A 16,626-nucleotide genomic window follows, 5' to 3' on the forward strand; every position below is an offset into this window, starting at 1 on the left:
ACGGTCCGCCTTCGCCGTCAGACGCCGGGGGCGGCGGCGGGGGCGGGGGCGGTGGCCCGCAGCGAGCCGAGGTGGCGGTGCCACAGGTGCCCCGGGTCGGCCTCGACCTCGCGCAGCACCTCGCGCATCGCGGACAGCGCGGCCGGCTCCTCGTCGTCGTAGACGTCGCCCTGGAGCATCTTCAGGACGTCGACGCGGTAGCGCGGGTCCTGTACGAAGGCGGTGAAGAGGATGTTGAGCCGGTAGTAGACCGAGATGAACTCGTACCAACTGCTCACCGCCTTGCGCAGCTTGGTCTCGTACGTGGTGAAGCGCTCGCGGGAGAAGTCGCCGGCCGCGTGCGCGGCGATGATGTCGCTCGCCGCGAGGCGGGCGCTGTTGAGGGCCACGCTGACGCCGCTGGAGAAGATCGGGTCCACGAAGCGGGCCGCGTCACCGATCAACAGCCAGCCGTCGCCGCACAGTTCGCGCATCGCGTAGCTGTAGTCGCCCTCGGCCTTGAAGGGACGTACCCGCTCGGCCCCGCGCAGCGCGCGGCCCAGCTCGGGACGGGAGTCGACGCAGTCCCAGAAGAAGGACTCCAGGTCGTCGGCGGCGGCCTCCTTGAACCGGCTCTTCTGGGTGACGACACCGATGCTGGTGACGGTGTCGGTGATCGGGATCTGCCACACCCAGGTGTCGGACAGCGGCAGGAAGTGGATGAAGATGTAGTCCGCGCGGTCCTCGGAGCCGCTGACGGCCTGGCGGTCCAGACCCTCGAACCAGGCGTGCACGGCGTACTGGTTGAAGACCGGGTCTGGCTCCTTCAGCTTCAGCTGCCGGCCGAGCAAGGTGCCGCGGCCGCTCGCGTCGACGACCATCCGGGCGCGGACGGACGACTCGGCGCCGCCCTCGGTGAAGGTGACGCGCTTGGTCCCGCCCGCCAGGTCGACGCGCTGCACGCGGGCGCCCTGGCGTATCTCGGCGCCCTGCTGACCGGCGTGCTCCAGGAGGATCTCGTCGAAGCGCGCGCGGTCCACGTGGTAGGTGTGGTCCTGGTGGACGCCGGGCTGGTCGCGCTCGCTGAACTGGACGTCCGCGAGGCCGAATCCGCCGGTAAGACCCTGGAAGCCGAGCCGCGGGATGGACTCGTCCACCGCGGCGGTCCAGGCCGCGCCGAACTTCTTCGGGAAGCCCTCCTTCTCGATCTTCTCCAGGGCGCCGATCTCCCGCAGGACGGGCGTGGTGGCGGGCACCAGGGATTCACCGACGTGCGGGCGCGGGAAATGTTCGGCCTCGAGCACGACACAGGAAAGTCCTGCCTGCGCCAGATAGGACGCCATGGTCGACCCGCCGGGCCCACCGCCGATGATGACGACGTCGTACAGGGAATCAGACACAGAAAGTCCTTTCAGGGGTTGGCCGGAAAATTAGCAGCCCGCAGTCCCGCCATCAACCATTGCCGGAAAGGAGCGACGGGCTCCGTTGGTGCATACCAAAAGCCACCGGGGAATCGATCAGGAACCGTGATCGATTCATTTCGGATCGGGTATGGATCGCCCGCTGCGGCTGTGGTCAGCTAGCCCGGTCCGCATGGCACGGCCGTACGAGAGGTGCACCACGATGACCAAGGACGAGGCGGCCGAGGCCGTACGGGAGTACCTCCAGAACGCGGTCCTCGGCTCCGCGTCGGAGGAGATCGCGCCGGATGCGCCGCTCCTGGAATGGGGAATTCTGACCTCCCTCACCACGGTGCAGCTCATCGGCCACCTTCAGTCGGCCTACGGAATCACCATTCCGCACGACCAAGTTGTGGGCTCGAATTTCGCCACGCTCGACAGTATCGCGACCCTGGTCTCGAAATTGTCGGACACCGCGGCGCGGGCCTGAGGGGGAAATCACTGTGACCGATTTCGACATCGGAATCATCGGGGGCGGTCCTGGAGGTTCCACCGCCGCGTCCTATCTGGCCCGGGCCGGTCTTTCCGTCGCCGTTTTCGAGGGCGAGAATTTCCCGCGTCCGCACGTGGGCGAATCCCTGGTGCCGGCCACCACGCCCGTGCTGCGGGAGATCGGCGCCCTGGACAAGGTCGAGGCGGCCGGCTTCCCGAAGAAGTTCGGCGCCGCCTGGACCTCCCCCGGCGGCGAGCGCGCCAGTGACCGGTTCGGCGTCGCCGACCTCGCCTTCGCCGAGGACGAGGACGTGCTCGGCGGGCAGGCCCACACCTACCACGTCGACCGCGGCCGCTTCGATCAACTCCTCCTGGAGCACAGCGCCTCGCTCGGCGCGAAGGTCTTCGAGGGGGCCCGGGTGCGCCGCGTCGACTTCGACGGGCCGCACCCCGTCGTCGTGCACGCCTCCGGCGGCGGCGAGAGCAGCACCGGTGTCCGGATGGTCATCGACGCCAGCGGGCGCGGCACCGTGCTCGGCCGCCAGCTCGGCCTGAAGGTCAGCGACCCGGCCTTCGACCAGTACGCGGTGCACGGCTGGTTCACCGGACTCGACCGCGAGGCCATCGCCGGCCGCGACGCGATGTCCGACTACCTCTTCGTGCACTTCCTGCCCGCCGAGGACAGCTGGGTGTGGCAGATCCCCATCACCGACACCATCACCAGCGTCGGCGTGGTCTCCCGCAAGAGCCGGCTGCGCGAGGCGGCCGGCGACCGGGAGGCGTTCTTCTGGGGCGCCCTCGACCACCGCCCGGACCTCGCCGCGGCCCTGCGCGCCTGCACCCCCGCCCGCCCGCTCCAGGTGGACGGCGACTTCAGCTACGCGATGCGCCGGATCACCGGCGACGGCTGGGCGATGGTCGGCGACGCGGCCCGCTTCGTGGACCCGATCTTCTCCAGCGGCGTCGGCATCGCGATGCACGGTGCGCGCCTGCTGTGCCAGGACGTGCTCGCCGCCGCCGAAGCCGGCGACTTCACCCGCGCCCGCTTCGAGCGGTACGAGGAGAACCAGCGCCGCGGCCTGACGAACTGGTACAACTTCATCGCCCTCTACTACCGGCTGAACATCCTGTTCACCGTCTTCGTGCAGGACCCGCGGTACCGCCTCGACGTGCTGCGGCTGCTCCAGGGCAACGTCTACACCGCCGAACAGCCGCCCGTCCTCGCCACCATGCGCTCGGTCCTGGAAACGGTGGAGAACAACCCGGACCACCTGTGGCACCCGCACCTCGGCTCGCTGCGCGCCCCGGCCGGCACGCCGCTGTTCTGATGTCCGGCCCACGGCAGCGGGAGCGGCACTGGCTGCGCGCCCTCGCCGACAGCGACGACGCGCACACCACCCTGGTCTGCCTCCCCTACGCGGGCGGTACGCCCCGCATCTACGACGGCTGGCTCCCCCATCTGCCCGACGGGGTACGGCTGTTGGCGGCCGACCTGCCGGGCCACGGGTTCCTGCGCGGCGACGAGGCGGTGTGCGACGACCTGGCGTACGTCACCGGACGGCTGTGCGCCGAACTGCCCGCGCCCGAGCGGGCCGGGCGGCTGGTCCTGTTCGGCTACAGCCTCGGCGGCTGTCTCGCCCACGCCCTCGCGCACGCCTGGCGCGAGCGGTGGGGGCGGGCGCCGTACGCCCTGGCCGTCGCCGCGCTCGACGCGCCCTGGGCGCCGCGCGCACTGCCGTACTTCGCCGGGCTCCCGGCCGACGAACTCTGGTCGCGCGTCGGTGCGTTTGGCGCCATCCCGGAACCGCTGCTCGCCCACCGGGAGCTCGCGCCGCTGCTGGTGCGGGCGCTGCGCGCCGACATCGCCATGGCCGAGGGCTACCAGCCGAAGGCGCCGCCGCTGGAGTGCCGGGTGTCGGTGTTCGGCTGGAGCGGCGACCCGCTGACGACGCGGCCGGGCCTGGCCGCCTGGTCGGCGGAGGCAGCGCCCGGCGCACACCGCGAGCACCTGTACGCCGATCCGCCCGGCGGCCACTTCTTCGCCGAGCGCGACCCGGGCCCGGTCGTCGCCGCACTTTTCGCCGACCTCGCCACCCCGGCCCCGGCCCGGCCGCTCCGCCCGACTTCCAGCACTGTGTGAAGGACACCGCGATGAGCACCCCGACCATCACCCCCCTCGCCCCCTCGGGCGGCTCCGGCTTCCGCGCCGACGACCTCGTCGGGGCGGCGATGGACTGGCACTTCGGCCCGGAGACCGGGTCCCGTTTCTGGCTGGAGAAGGCCCGCGGCTTCGCCTTCGACCCGCGCAAGGACATCACCACGCTCGCCGACCTGGCGCTGCTGCCGGACGTCACCGACGACATCCGCCGGGTCCCGGTCGCCGACCTGGTCCCCCGGGGGCTCGCCGGCTCCGGACCGATGCGGGTCTTCGAGACCGGTGGCACGACCGGGCGCCCGCGCCGCATCGTCGACTTCACCGAGTTCCGCCGCCAGGCAGGCTGGTGGTCCTCGTTCCTGGACCGCGAGCAGGTCCCGCACGGCGGCACCTGGCTGCTGATCGCCCCGACGGGCCCGCACGCCGTCGGCCACGTCCTGCGCGAACTGAGCGCGCAGCGCTCGGCGGTGCCGCTGCACATCGACCTCGACCCGCGCTGGGTCAAGGAGTTGATGCGCGCGGGCCGCGGCGCCGAGGCGCAGGCCTACATCGAGCACCTGGTCGGCCAGACCATGGACCTGCTGACCACCCAGAGCGTCGACGTGATGTTCTGCACCCCGCCCCTGCTCGACGTGCTCGCGCAGTCGCCGCGCGCGGTGGAGCTGATCAACCGGACCGTCCACACCATCTTGTGGAGCGGTGCCTCGATGGACCGCGACACCCGCGACATCCTGCGCCACGAGGTCTTCCCCGGCATCAAGCTGCGCGGCGCCTACGGCAACACCATCACCGGTGTCTCGCCCGAGTACGTGCCGCTGGACGGCGAGAAGCCGGTGCTCGACGACAGCAGCGCCGTCTTCGTGCCCTGCTACACCGGCTTCCTCATGGAGATCGTCGACCCCGCCACCGGCGAACGCGTCCCGTACGGCTCCCGCGGCCGGGTCCTCGCGCACACCCTGACCCGCGAGACCCTGCTGCCCAACAACCTCGAACGCGACGTGGCGACCCGCGTCGCCCCGCTGCCGGGCCACCCGGCCGACGCGGTGGCCGACGTCGCGCCGTACACCGAGGGCGAGAGCGAGATCATCGAGGGCGTGTACTGACATGCCCGCCACCACCACCGCCGTGCGCACCGTCAACGCGCTGGTGCCGAGCGGCAGTTACGCACCGCACCGCCGCGAGGCGGTCCCCGACGTGGCCGGCCGGCCCTTCGCCGACCTGGCGATGGTGCCCCGCCTCGCCGTGGCCCGCACCGTCGAGGCGATGCGCCGGTCCGCGGCCCCCGTGCCCAAGGCCGCCCGCGAGGTGATCGCCGCCGCCGGCCGGCTCTTCGCCACCGCCACCCTGGACGGCGAGAGCCCCGCGGACTACTGCCACGCGGTGTCCCGCACCGCCGGGCTGCCGCTGGCCACCCCGCGCGCCGCGCTGCGCCTGTTCGAGACCGGCGCCGGGGACATCGCGCGGGGCGCCGAGGGACAGCGGCCGACGGCGCTCGCACCGCATCGCCCCCACCGGGGCGATGCGCCGGGCGCCGTGTGGACCCGCCGGGGCGACGTGCTCGCCGTCCTGGCCCCCGGCAACCACCCCGGGCCACACCTGGAGTGGCTCACCGCGCTCGCCCTCGGCTACCGCGTCGCCGTACGCCCCTCGCGCCGTGACCCGTTCACCCCCGCCCGCCTGGTGCACGCGCTGCGGGCGGCCGGGCTCGACCCCGCGCACTGCGTGCTGCTGCCCGGCGGGCACGAGGTGGGCGACGCGCTGGTGGCCGCCGCCGACCGGTCGGTGGTGTTCGGCGGCGACGACGTGGTGCGCCGCTACGGCGGGGACGCGACGGTCTTCACCCAGGGCCCGGGCCGCTCCAAGATCCTGCTGGCCGACGGCACGGACGGGCGCCAACACCTCGGCGTCATCGAGGAGTCCCTCACCTCCGGCGGCGGTCTCGGCTGTGTGAACGCCACCGCCCTGTTCGTCGAGGGCGACCCGCGGCCGGTCGCCGAGGCGCTCGCCGCCCGGCTCGAAGCGCTCCCGGCGCTGCCGCCCGAGCACCCCGATGCGGCCCTGCCCGTGGTCCCGCTGGCCCGCGCCCACGCGCTGCGCGACCACCTCGCCCGGCGGGCGTCGGGCAGCACCGCGCTGCTCGGCGCGGACCGCCTGGTCGCCGACCTGGGCGACGGCAGTGCGGCGCTGCGCCCCGCCGTGCACCTCGTGGCGGACCCGTACGACGAGGTCGTGGGCGCCGAAATGCCCTTCCCCTGCGTATGGGTGGCGCCCTGGAGCCGCGCCGACGGCCTCGCGCCCCTGCGGCACAGCCTCGCCCTGATGACGCTCTCCGACGACCAGGAGCTGATCTCCGCGGCCGTCGCCGACCCCACCGTCCGCAACGTCTTCCTCGGCAGCCGCCCGACGAGCACCTACGTGCCCGGGCTCCCGCACGACGGGCACCTCGCCGAGTTCCTGATGACCGCGACCACCGTCGTGCCGTAACCGGGCACCGCCCGCCACCGCACACCCGCACCGCCCGTCACGTCACCGCAGTTGCCCCAGCCACCCAGCTACCGGAAGCAGAACGGCGCCCCATGAAGTTCCTGCTCTTCATCACCCCCACCATCCCGGCCACGTTCGAGGAGCGCGAGCGGCTGCGCCCGATCGGCCGCAACAACGAGAAGTACCAGGAGATGCTCACCGAGGTCCGCGAGATCGCCCAGCTCGCGGACGAGGTCGGCTTCGACGTGCTCTCCACCACCGAGCACCACTTCCACTCCGAGGGCTTCGAGATCTCCGTCGCCCCGCTGCTGCTCTTCGCCGACCTCGCCGCCCGTACGCAGCGGATCAAGTTCAGCCCGCTCGGCCTGGTCCTGCCGTCCTGGGACCCGCTGCGCGTCGCCGAGGAGATGGCGATGCTCGACCACCTCACCCAGGGCCGCGTCTACGGCGGGTTCGCGCGCGGCTTCCAGGACCGCTGGCTGAACGTGATGGGCCAGCACACCCGGGTGCGCGGCACCCCGATGGACGGCTCCGAGACCGACGACCACAACCGCGCCGTGTACGAGGAGTACATGAAGATCGTCAAGAAGGCCTGGACGCAGGAGACGATCGACCACAACGGCGACTACTACCAGGTGCCGTTCCCCTACGAGGAGGGCATCACGCGCTGGCCGGCCCGTGAGTGGACCAAGAAGTACGGCGCCCCGGGCGAGCTCGACGAGAACGGCGTCATCCGCCGCGTCTCGGTCGTCCCGGCCCCCTACCAGCAGCCCCACCCGCCGCTGATGCAGCCGTTCTCGCTCAGCGAGAAGACCATCCGCTACACCGCCCGCGAGGACATCACGCCCTGGATCCTCGGCCCGCGCCCCGAGAAGTTCGTCGAGCTGTGCCGCGCCTACCAGGAGACCGCCGCCGAGCACGGCCGCGACCTGAAGCTCGGCGAGGGCGTCGGGGCGATGCGCTCGCTGCACTTCGCGGACACCCCCGAGGAGCTGTACGACATCACCGAGCGCACCACCTACGCCGCGTTCAACGAGTACCTCGGCGACTTCGGGTTCTGGGAGGCGTTCCGGCTGGCCGAGGACGACGAGAAGTACCCGGGCCAGATGCTGCCGAAGAGCGAGTGGACCGTGCAGCGGATGTTCGACTCCAAGTACGCGCTCGGCGGCACCCCCGACCAGGTCCGCAGCCAGGTCGCGGACGTCGCCTCCTGCTACGGCAACGGCGGTGACCTGAGCTGGTTCGGCATCTACGTCGAGCAGGGCCTGATGCCGCTGGAGGAGACGAAGAAGCAGCTGCGCCTGTTCGGCGAGCACGTCATCTCCCAGTACCGCTGAGCCGCGGCCCGCGGGGAGCCCGGCCCGCCGCCGCGCCGGGCCCCCGGGCCGCCGCCCCGCCCGTCCGCCCGCCGGGCCCGGCCCGCACGCCCGCCCGCCGTGCCCCCGGCCCCGCCACCGTGAAGGACCCCCGCCCATGGACTTCTCCTGGACCGAACGCCAGCAGGCCGCCCACGACCGCGTACTGGCCGGCGCCCGCGCTCTCGGCGCGCCCGGCCCGGCCGCACCCGCCGACCTGCGCGAGCGCTGGGCCGCCTGTGCCGCACTCGGCCTCACCGGCCTCTCGGTCCCCGAGGAGCTGGGCGGGCAGGGGTACGACGCGCTGACCACCGCCCACGTGGTCGAAGCGGCCGGGCGGGGCTGCCCGGACATGGGCCTGCTCTTCGCGGTGACGGCCCACCTCTTCGCCACCGTCATGCCGATCGTCGAGCACGGCGACAAGGCGCTGCGCGAGGAGGTCGTGCCGCGCCTCGCCGACGGCACCTGGATCGGCGCCAACGCCATCACCGAGCAGGAGGCCGGCTCGGACGTCACGGCGCTGCGCACCACCGCCGTGCGCCACGACGGCCACTACGTCCTGAACGGCACCAAGACCTTCGTCAGCAACGCCCCGGCCGCCGACCTGCTGCTCGTCTACGCGGTCACCGACCCGGCGTTCGGCTTCCTCGGCGTGACCTGCTTCGCCGTGGACCGCGACACCCCCGGCGTCACCGTCGGCGCCCCCTTCGACAAGCCGACGCTCGACAGCTGCCCCGCGGCCACCGTGACCTTCACCGACGCGCGGGTGCCCGCGAGCCGGGTCGTCGGGCAGCCCGGGCAGGGCGCGGCCATCTTCCAGTCCTCCATGCGCTGGGAACGCACCTGTCTGTTCGCCGGCTACCTCGGACAGATGGCACGGCTGACCGACGAGGCGGTCCAACACGCCCTCGACAGGCGGCAGTTCGGGCATCCCATCGCCGCCAACCAGGCCGTGTCGCACCGCATCGCCGACATGCGCCTGCGCCTGGAGACGGCCCGGCTGCTGCTCCACCGCACCTGCTGGCTGATGGACCGGGGCGAGCACACCCCGCTCGACATCGCGCTGGCCAAGCTGCACACCGCCGAGAGCGCCGTACAGACCGCCCTGGACGCCACCCAGCTGTTCGCGGGCTCGGCGTACTCCACGCGTACGGACATCGCGCGGGCCCTCGGCGACGCGCTGCCCGCGCGGACGTTCTCCGGCACCTCGGACATCCAGCGCGAGCTGATCGCCAAGGGGCTCGGCCTGTGACCGCCGCCGTCCTCCTCCACGACCTGGTGACCCGGGCCGCCCACCGCACCCCCGGCGCGAGCGCCGTCAGCGACCCGGCCACCCGCGCCACCTACGCCGAACTGGACGCGCTGGCCGACCAGTTGGCGTACGAGCTGCACACGCTGGGCGTGGCGGCGGGCGACCGGGTGGTCCTGTGGAGCGACAAGAGCGTACGGGCCGTCGCCGCCACCCAGGCCGTCCTGCGGCTCGGCGCCGTCTATGTGCCGGTCGACCCGCGCAACCCGGCGCGCCGCGCCGCGCAGATCGTCGAGGACTGCGCGCCCGCGGCGGTCCTCACCACAGCGGACCGCGCGCGGTCCCTGGCCCTCGCGGACATCCCGGTCCTCCTGGACGAACCCGGGCCGCCGCCCACCCTGCCCCGCCCCTCGCCGCGCCCGCGCCTGTCCCCCGACGCCCCGGCGTACATCCTCTACACCTCCGGCTCCACCGGCCGCCCCAAGGGCGTGTGCCTGAGCCATCGCAACGCGCTGGCCTTCGTCGACTGGGCCGCCGAGACGCTCGGCGCCCACGCGGACGACCGCTTCGCCAACCACGCGCCGCTCAACTTCGACCTGTCCGTCCTCGACCTCTACGCCGCGTTCTCGGCCGGCGCCTCGGTCCACCTCATTCCGTCCGAACTGGCCTACACGCCCAGGGCGTTGACCGATGTACTGCACGAGCGGCAACTGACGGTCTGGTACTCCGTGCCCTCCACGCTGATGCTGATGATGCGCGACGGCGGCCTGCTGGACCGGCCGCTGCCGCACCTGCGCGCGGTGCTGTTCGCCGGCGAGGCCTTCCCGCCCGAGGACCTCGGGCGGCTGCGCGAGCACTGGCCGGCCAAGCGGTTCTGGAACCTGTACGGCCCGACCGAGACCAACGTGTGCACCGCGTACGAACTGCCGCAGCGTCCCGAGCCGCCCCGGCCCCTGCCCATCGGCCGCGCCGTCTGCGGCGACGAGCTCAAGCTCCTGCCGCCCGAGGACGACCCCGACTGCCCGCCCGGGACGGGGGAGTTGGCGGTGTCGGGCCCCACCGTGATGCTCGGCTACTGGAACCAGGCTCCGCACCAGGGCTGGTACCGCACCGGCGACCGGGTCCGCGTGGACGAGCACGGCGACCTCTTCTACCTCGGCCGCCTCGACGACACCGTGAAGATCCGCGGCGTACGGATGCACCTGACCGAGATCGAGGCCGCGCTGTCCACCCACCCCCAGGTCGCCGAGGCGGCGGCGCTCGTCACCGGCTCGGCCCTCGACACCCGGCTGACCGCCGTGGTCGTACCGGCCGAAGGCGCGGCCCCCTCGCTGCTGGCCCTCAAGCGCCACTGCGCAGCCCATCTGCCCCGGGGCGTCACCGTCGACACCCTGCGCGTCCTGGACGCCCTGCCGCGCAACACCAACGGCAAGCTCGACCGCCACCGGCTGCGCCGCGAGAGCGTCCAGGACGCGCGGGAGGCCTGAGGCCGCCCGGGCCCGGCGCCCGGGAGCGCTCGCCGGGCCCGCACCCTCACAACTCCCCTCCCACCCGCAGGTTCCAGCGCCCCGCCCGGCCGCTCAGTACGGTCGCGGTCAGCGGGGGCACGTCGAGGCGCCAGAACGCCGCCCCGGGCGCGTCCAGGGCCCGCAGCACCAGGGCCCGTACCAGCTCGGGCTCCACGACCACGAGGGTGCGGCCGTCCTGCGCGCCGGCCGCGTCCAGCCAGGCACCGGCCCGGGCGCACAGCTCCCGCACCGACTCCCCGCCGTGCGGTGCGGCGCCCGGATCGCTCAGCCAGGCCCGCACCGCGTCCGGCTCGGCGGCGCTCACCTCGGCCAGGGTCCGCCCCCGCCAGCGGCCGACGTCCAACGCGGCCAGCGCGGGCGCCCCGGTGATCTCCGCGTCGGCCGGGGCGAGCGCCCGCGCGGTCTCCCGGCACCGCACGGTCGGCGCGTGCACCACGCGGGCGGCGTCCGGCACGGCGCCCGCCGCCGCCCGCGCCGCCGCGAGCCCGGCCGGCTCCAGCGGGGCGCCGTCGTCGAAGCGGGCCTCGCGCAGTGCCCGGCTGAGGGCGGGCGAGATCAGCACCAGCCGCGTCGTCATGCGCACTCCCGGGTTCGACGGTGGTCGGCGGCCGGACACCGGGCGGCGTCCGGCACGGTCGCGCCACTGTAAGCCGGACGCCGGCCGCCACCGCGTACGGTCCCGCGCACCCGGCACCGGTCCGGGGGTTCAGCCCGCCGGCGCCCCTGAAACCCGCCTGAAACCGCGCTGAAGGCGGCCCCGCGCACTCTTCGGGACATGACGACAACGACCCACGCACTCGCGATCGAGGCCACCGGGCTCCGCAAGTCCTACGGGGACAAGACGGTCCTGGACGGCATCGATTTCCACGTCACGCCCGGCACCGTCTTCTCGCTGCTCGGCCCCAACGGCGCAGGCAAGACCACCGCCGTCCAGATCCTCTCCACCCTGATCGGTGCCGACGCCGGACAGGTGCGCATCGCGGGCCACGACATCGCGACCGCGCCCCAGGCGGTCCGCGCCGCGATCGGCGTCACCGGCCAGTTCTCGGCGGTCGACAACCTGATCACGGGCGAGGAGAACATGCTGCTCATGGCCGATCTGCACCACCTCTCGCGGCGCGAGGGGCGCCGGGTGGCCGCCGAACTCCTGGAGCGCTTCGACCTGACGGAGGCGGCGAAGAAGCCCGCCTCCACCTACTCCGGCGGTATGCGCCGGCGTCTGGACATCGCCATGACGCTGGTGGGCGATCCGCGGATCATCTTCCTCGACGAGCCGACCACCGGCCTCGACCCGCGCAGCCGCCACACCATGTGGAACATCATCCGCGGCCTCGTCTCCGGCGGCGTGACCGTCTTCCTCACCACCCAGTACCTCGAAGAGGCCGACGAACTCGCGGACCGCATCGCGGTGTTGAACGGCGGCAGGCTGGTCGCCGAGGGCACCGCACGCGAACTCAAGCAGCTCGTGCCCGGCGGCCACGTGCGGCTCCGGTTCACCGGACCGCAGGCGTACGAGAACGCGGCCGTCGCCCTGCGCGAGGCCACCCGCGACGACGAGTCGCTCTCCCTGCAGATCCCGAGCGGCGGCAGCCAGCGCGAGCTGCGCGCCATCCTCGACTGGCTGGATGCCGCGTCCATCGAGGCCGACGAGCTGACCGTGCACACCCCGGACCTCGACGACGTGTTCTTCGCGCTGACCAGCCACCCCGCCCCGACCGCCGCCGCCGCCCTGAAGGAGAACGTCCGATGAGTTCCCTGTCCCTCGCCCTGCGCGACTGCTCGACCATGCTGCGCCGCAATCTGCTGCACGCCCGGCGCTACCCGTCGCTCACCCTCAACCTGCTGCTGACGCCGATCATGCTGCTGCTGCTCTTCGTCTACATCTTCGGCGACACCATGAGCATGGGCATCGCCGGCGGCGGGCCCGACCGCGCCAAGTACATCGCCTACATCGTGCCCGGACTGCTCCTGATGACCATCGGCAGCACCGTGGTGGGCACCGCCATCTCCGTCTCCAACGACATGACCGAGGGCATCATCGCCCGCTTCCGCACCATGGCCATCCACCGCGGCTCGGTGATCGTGGGGCACGTCATCGGCAGCGTGCTCCAGTCCATCCTCAGCGTGGTCCTGGTCGGCGCCGTCGGCGTGGCCATCGGGTTCCGCTCCACCGACGCCACCGTCCTGGAGTGGCTCGCCGCGCTCGGGCTGCTCGTCCTGTTCGCCCTCTCGCTCACCTGGATCGCCGTCGGCATGGGTCTGATCAGCCCCAACGCCGAGGCCGCCAGCAACAACGCGATGCCGCTGATCCTGCTGCCGCTGCTGTCCAGCGCCTTCGTGCCGCTGCACTCGATGCCGGGCTGGTTCCAGCCGATCGCTCAGTACCAGCCCTTCACCCCCGCCATCGAGACCCTGCGCGGCCTGCTGCTCGGCACGGAGATCGGCAACAACGGATGGCTCGCCATCGGCTGGGCGCTCGCCCTCACCGTCCTCGGCTACTTCTGGTCGAAGGCCAAGTTCAACCGCGACCCGCAGCGCTGATGGCCCGCAGCACCCGCACGGCGGCCGCCTCAAGATCGTCGCGCCCCAGGGCGGCGTACTCCGACACCGCGTCGGCGTACGCCGCCCCGTCGGCGTCCTCGGCCGAACGGCGGGCCGCGGCGGCCGACATCGTCGGGAAGTCCCGGTGCACCCGCATCCGCTCGGCGAGCGCGAGCAGCCGCACGCCCGCGGTGCGGCCACGGGCGAGTTCGGCCAGACCGAGCGCGAGCAGCGTCGTGCCGGACACCGGAAGCTCGGCGGGCTGCGCCTCCTGGCCGGTGTGTGCCAGCAACTCCTCGGCCGTGGTCCGCAGTTGAGCAGCCAGCTCGGCGACCGGTTCGAGGCGGCCGTGCCGGGCGTGCGCGGCCACCGCGGTCGCCTGGATCTGGAGCGTCCAGGTGGTCACGAACGGATCGTCCGGATAGAGCGCGTCGGCCTCGCTCAGCTGCGCCACCGCCTGCCGCCACAGCCCGAGCCCCACCTCGGTGAGCCCCCTGAGCAGGGCGATCTCCGCCCGCGATCCGAGTTCCGCGCTGAAGACCTGCGCCGCGTCGGACGCCTGCTCCAGGGCCGCGAGCTCCAGCCAGCGCTCCGCCTCGTCCAGCTCGCCGCGCTGCAGACAGGCGAGGACCAGCGCCCAGCGCACCCCGACCGCGTCGTACCAGCCGGCCGCGTCCGCCCAGTCGCCGGCGCGCTCCAGGACCTCCATCGCGGCCATCAGGTGCCGGTAGGCCTCCTCGCCCCGCTCGGTCTGCAGGCACAGCTCGCTGATCCGGCCGTGGCCCAGCATCTCGGTGGCCGGATTGCCGAGTCCGGTCAGGGCGTCGAGTCCGCGGCGGGCCGACGCGAGCGCCCGGTCCACATCGCGCTCGGACTCCCACACATAGCTGGCGAAGCACTCGGCGACGCCCGCGAGCAGCGGCCTGTCCGAGGCGCAGAGCTCCAAGAGGCGTTCGTAGTGCGGTGCATGCACCTCGGGCAGGGTGCGCAGCACCACGTCCAGGGCCCGCATCAGGGTGTCCGGCTCGGCGTGCGGCAGCCGGCGCAGCGTCACCAACTGGCGTACGGCGTGCGGTCCGTAGCCCATGAACAGGCTCAGGGTGCACACCACGGCCGCGCTGCGGGCGGGCTCGACGTCGTCGGGTCCCGGTCTGAAGTGCGAGAGGGGGGCCGCGGTGTCGGCGGCGAGCCCGGTCAGCCGGCTGTAGTTGGAGTCGGTGGCCCACAGCGAGGCCAGCACGGCGGTGAGGCCCGCGATGGTGGGGCCGTCCTCGCGCGCCAGCGCGTGGCGCAGCGCCAGGACCAGGTTGTCCTGCTCGATGCGGGTGGTCTCCCACGAGCGCAGCGAGTCGGGGCTGAACAGCGCGTCGTGGTGCTCACGCCCGAACGCCCGCGCCCAGGACAGGAGTTGACCGATGACGGTGTCCTCACGCCCGGCGTCGGTACGGCGCGTCGCGCTGAACTCCCGGACCGTCTCCAGCATGTGGAAGCGCACCCCGGTCGGGGTGTCGGCGGCCTTGATCAGCGACTGGTCGGCGAGCTGTTCCAGGAGGGACAGGGCGTCGCCGCCGTCCAGGACGTGTTCGGCCGCCTCCTCGCCGAAGCCGCCGGGGAACACCGAGAGGACCTGGAGGGCGTCCTGCGCCTCGGGTTCGAGCAGGTTCCAGCTCCACTCCACGACGGCCCGCAAGGTGCGGTGGCGCTCGGGTACGTCCCGGCCGCCGCCGCGCAGCAGCGCGAAGCGGTCCCGCAGCCGGCGGGCGATCTCCGGCACGGACAGCACCCGCACCCGCGCCGCGGCCAGCTCCACCGCGAGCGGCAGCCCGTCGAGCTGGCGGCACAGCTCCTCGACGGCCCGCTCGGGCAGCTCGGCGTCCGGGCGCGCGGCCCTGGCCCGCTGCCGGAACAGCTCGATCGTCGAGCGCAGGCCCAGCTCGGGCAGCGCGTACACGGACTCGGAGGTGAGCCCGAGCGGCGCCCGGCTGGTGGCGAGCACCCGCAGCTCCCTCGATCCCGACACCAGGGACCGCACCAGGGCGGCGGCGCCCCGGATGACGTGTTCGCAGTTGTCGAGCACGAGCAGCGCCGGGCCGGTGCCGAGCGCCCCGGCGATCCCGGCGAGGACACCGGCGGGCCCGGGCAGGCCGCGGGCCGGGGCCGCGCCGAGCACCGAGGCGACCTCGGTGGCCACGTCGTCGTCGGCGGTGACACCGGCCAGCGGCACGAAGTGCACCACCCGCTGTTCGGCGGCCCGGCCCACGGCGTGCGCGATACGGGTCTTGCCGAGGCCGCCGGGGCCGACGACGGTGACGACGCGGGCCGCGGCGAGCAGCCCGCCGATCGCCGCGAGGTCCTCGTCGCGGCCGAGCAGCGGGTTCGGTTCGTGCAGCACGCCGTGGCGCACCAGCGGCGCCTCCCCGCGCAGCAACTCCTGGTGCAGCGCCGTGAGTTCGGCGCCCGGGTCCGCCCCGAGCTCGTCCCGCAGGGCGCGCCGGTAGAGGTCGTAGCGGGTGAGGGCGGCGGCCGGGCCCGCCGTGGCGGCCTCGCAGCGCAGCAGCTCCGCAAGGACCTCCTCGTCGCGCGGCAGTTCGCGGGCCAGCTGGGCCAGCGGACGCACCGCGTCCGCCTTGCGGCCGAGCCGGGCCAGCGCGAGCGCCCGGGACCGGGTCAGGGTGCGGTGGGCGCCGGCCCGGGACAGGCGCAGGGCGGCGACCGGGTCGTGCAGGTCCTCGCCGTCCCCGCCGCCGACGGCGCCGTCCCACAGGGCGAGCCCGGCCTCCGCCTCGGCCAGCGCCTCGGCGGGCCGGCCGGCCCTGGCCCCGGCCTCGGCGGCAGCGGCGTGCAGCAGCACGGCGGAGCTGTCGACCTGCTCCTCGGCTAGCGCGAGGCGGTAGCCGGCCGGGGTGCTGGCGACCACGTCCGGGCCGAGCTGTGCGCGCACCCGCGACACCAGGACCTGGACGGCCTTGCCGGGCCGCTCCGGCAGCTCGTCCGTCCACAGCCCCTCCACCAGACGTCCGGTGCTGCACCCGGCCCGCAGGTCTTCGGCGAGCAGCGCGAGGAGCCCGCGCAGTCGGGGCGCGGTCACTTCCCGGCCCCGGTAGGCGACGCGCGTCAGCAAGGTCAACTCGGTGGTCACCCGTGCAGAGTAGCCAGCGCGCGGCCCGCCGTACCCTCCCCGTCCGCACCGCGGCCCTTGGGGGAGCAGCGGTGCGCCCGCCCCGCGGGCCGCCGGGAGCGGCGGTGCGCCGCGCCGCGGTCCCCGCATTCCCGTTCGCCGGGTGCGCAGAATATCTGTCACCGCCGCACAAGAAATCGACCGTGCGCCGCCCTTAGAATTTCTCCCGCGACCGGCCGAGCGCCGTTATTGACCGTGCTCCCGCGATTGCGCCGTGCTACTGTCGATATCAGTTGCAGTTGTGGTTCCCGCTGGGGCAATCAT

13 protein-coding genes are annotated in these 16,626 nt (G+C 73.5%); 10 read left to right on the top strand and 3 right to left on the bottom strand.

Translation table 11 applies throughout. The features are described 5' to 3' along the window. Nucleotides 1-17: 17 nt before the first annotated feature. Nucleotides 18-1,379 carry an NAD(P)/FAD-dependent oxidoreductase gene (locus ACGF3I_RS26525; protein ID WP_393136164.1) on the bottom strand — a complete coding sequence of 454 codons (1,362 nt, stop codon included), beginning with the start codon at nucleotides 1,377-1,379 and terminating at the stop codon, nucleotides 18-20. 223 nt (nucleotides 1,380-1,602) lie between these two features. On the opposite strand from ACGF3I_RS26525, the gene ACGF3I_RS26530 reads away from it, so the two are divergent. The 8 genes from ACGF3I_RS26530 (at nucleotide 1,603) to ACGF3I_RS26565 (ending at nucleotide 10,601) form a co-directional block, all read left to right on the top strand. Then, nucleotides 1,603-1,869, top strand: a complete 267-nt coding sequence (locus ACGF3I_RS26530; RefSeq protein WP_393136166.1) for an acyl carrier protein — start codon at nucleotides 1,603-1,605, stop codon at nucleotides 1,867-1,869. 13 nt (nucleotides 1,870-1,882) lie between these two features. Next, nucleotides 1,883-3,199 carry an NAD(P)/FAD-dependent oxidoreductase gene (locus tag ACGF3I_RS26535; RefSeq protein WP_393136168.1) on the top strand — a complete coding sequence of 439 codons (1,317 nt, stop codon included), beginning with the start codon at nucleotides 1,883-1,885 and terminating at the stop codon, nucleotides 3,197-3,199. After that, nucleotides 3,199-4,011, top strand: a complete 813-nt coding sequence (locus tag ACGF3I_RS26540; RefSeq protein WP_393136170.1) for a thioesterase II family protein — start codon at nucleotides 3,199-3,201, stop codon at nucleotides 4,009-4,011. Before ACGF3I_RS26535 ends, ACGF3I_RS26540 begins: the two co-directional genes overlap by 1 nt. A gap of 11 nt (nucleotides 4,012-4,022) precedes the next feature. Continuing rightward, a complete protein-coding gene (locus ACGF3I_RS26545; protein WP_393136172.1) occupies nucleotides 4,023-5,129 on the top strand; it encodes a phenazine biosynthesis protein in 1,107 nt (368 codons plus the stop codon). Between the two features lies 1 nt (nucleotide 5,130). Continuing rightward, nucleotides 5,131-6,510 (top strand): aldehyde dehydrogenase family protein, encoded by a 1,380-nt coding sequence (locus ACGF3I_RS26550; protein ID WP_393136174.1) that lies wholly within the window; start codon nucleotides 5,131-5,133, stop codon nucleotides 6,508-6,510. 92 nt (nucleotides 6,511-6,602) lie between these two features. Then, a complete protein-coding gene (locus tag ACGF3I_RS26555) occupies nucleotides 6,603-7,847 on the top strand; it encodes an LLM class flavin-dependent oxidoreductase (protein ID WP_393136176.1) in 1,245 nt (414 codons plus the stop codon). A gap of 136 nt (nucleotides 7,848-7,983) precedes the next feature. Next, the gene (locus ACGF3I_RS26560) at nucleotides 7,984-9,117 is read left to right on the top strand and encodes an acyl-CoA dehydrogenase family protein (protein WP_393136177.1); all 1,134 of its coding nucleotides are present in this window, start codon (nucleotides 7,984-7,986) and stop codon (nucleotides 9,115-9,117) included. Beyond that, on the top strand, nucleotides 9,114-10,601 hold the full coding sequence (locus ACGF3I_RS26565) for an amino acid adenylation domain-containing protein (protein ID WP_393136178.1): 1,488 nt from the start codon (nucleotides 9,114-9,116) through the stop codon (nucleotides 10,599-10,601). The genes ACGF3I_RS26560 and ACGF3I_RS26565 overlap by 4 nt, the downstream gene beginning before the upstream one ends. A 46-nt stretch (nucleotides 10,602-10,647) precedes the next feature. On the opposite strand, the gene ACGF3I_RS26570 is transcribed toward ACGF3I_RS26565, so the two are convergent. After that, entirely contained in the window at nucleotides 10,648-11,220 is a 573-nt protein-coding gene (locus ACGF3I_RS26570; RefSeq protein ID WP_393136179.1) for a histidine phosphatase family protein, read from the bottom strand. Nucleotides 11,221-11,418: 198 nt separating this feature from the next. Between ACGF3I_RS26570 and ACGF3I_RS26575 the strand changes: the two genes are divergently transcribed. Then, nucleotides 11,419-12,393: an ATP-binding cassette domain-containing protein gene (locus tag ACGF3I_RS26575; protein ID WP_393136181.1), complete on the top strand. Its 975-nt coding sequence runs from the start codon at nucleotides 11,419-11,421 to the stop codon at nucleotides 12,391-12,393. After that, entirely contained in the window at nucleotides 12,390-13,184 is a 795-nt protein-coding gene (locus tag ACGF3I_RS26580) for an ABC transporter permease (RefSeq protein ID WP_393136183.1), read from the top strand. Before ACGF3I_RS26575 ends, ACGF3I_RS26580 begins: the two co-directional genes overlap by 4 nt. Here ACGF3I_RS26580 and ACGF3I_RS26585 read toward each other — a convergent pair. After that, the gene (locus ACGF3I_RS26585) at nucleotides 13,162-16,323 is read right to left on the bottom strand and encodes an ATP-binding protein (RefSeq protein ID WP_393136185.1); all 3,162 of its coding nucleotides are present in this window, start codon (nucleotides 16,321-16,323) and stop codon (nucleotides 13,162-13,164) included. The two genes, ACGF3I_RS26580 and ACGF3I_RS26585, sit on opposite strands and share 23 nt — an antisense overlap. Nucleotides 16,324-16,626 lie beyond the last annotated feature (303 nt).

It is taken from the genome of Streptomyces sp. NPDC048111, assembly GCF_043202815.1.
Taxonomy (GTDB): domain Bacteria; phylum Actinomycetota; class Actinomycetes; order Streptomycetales; family Streptomycetaceae; genus Streptomyces.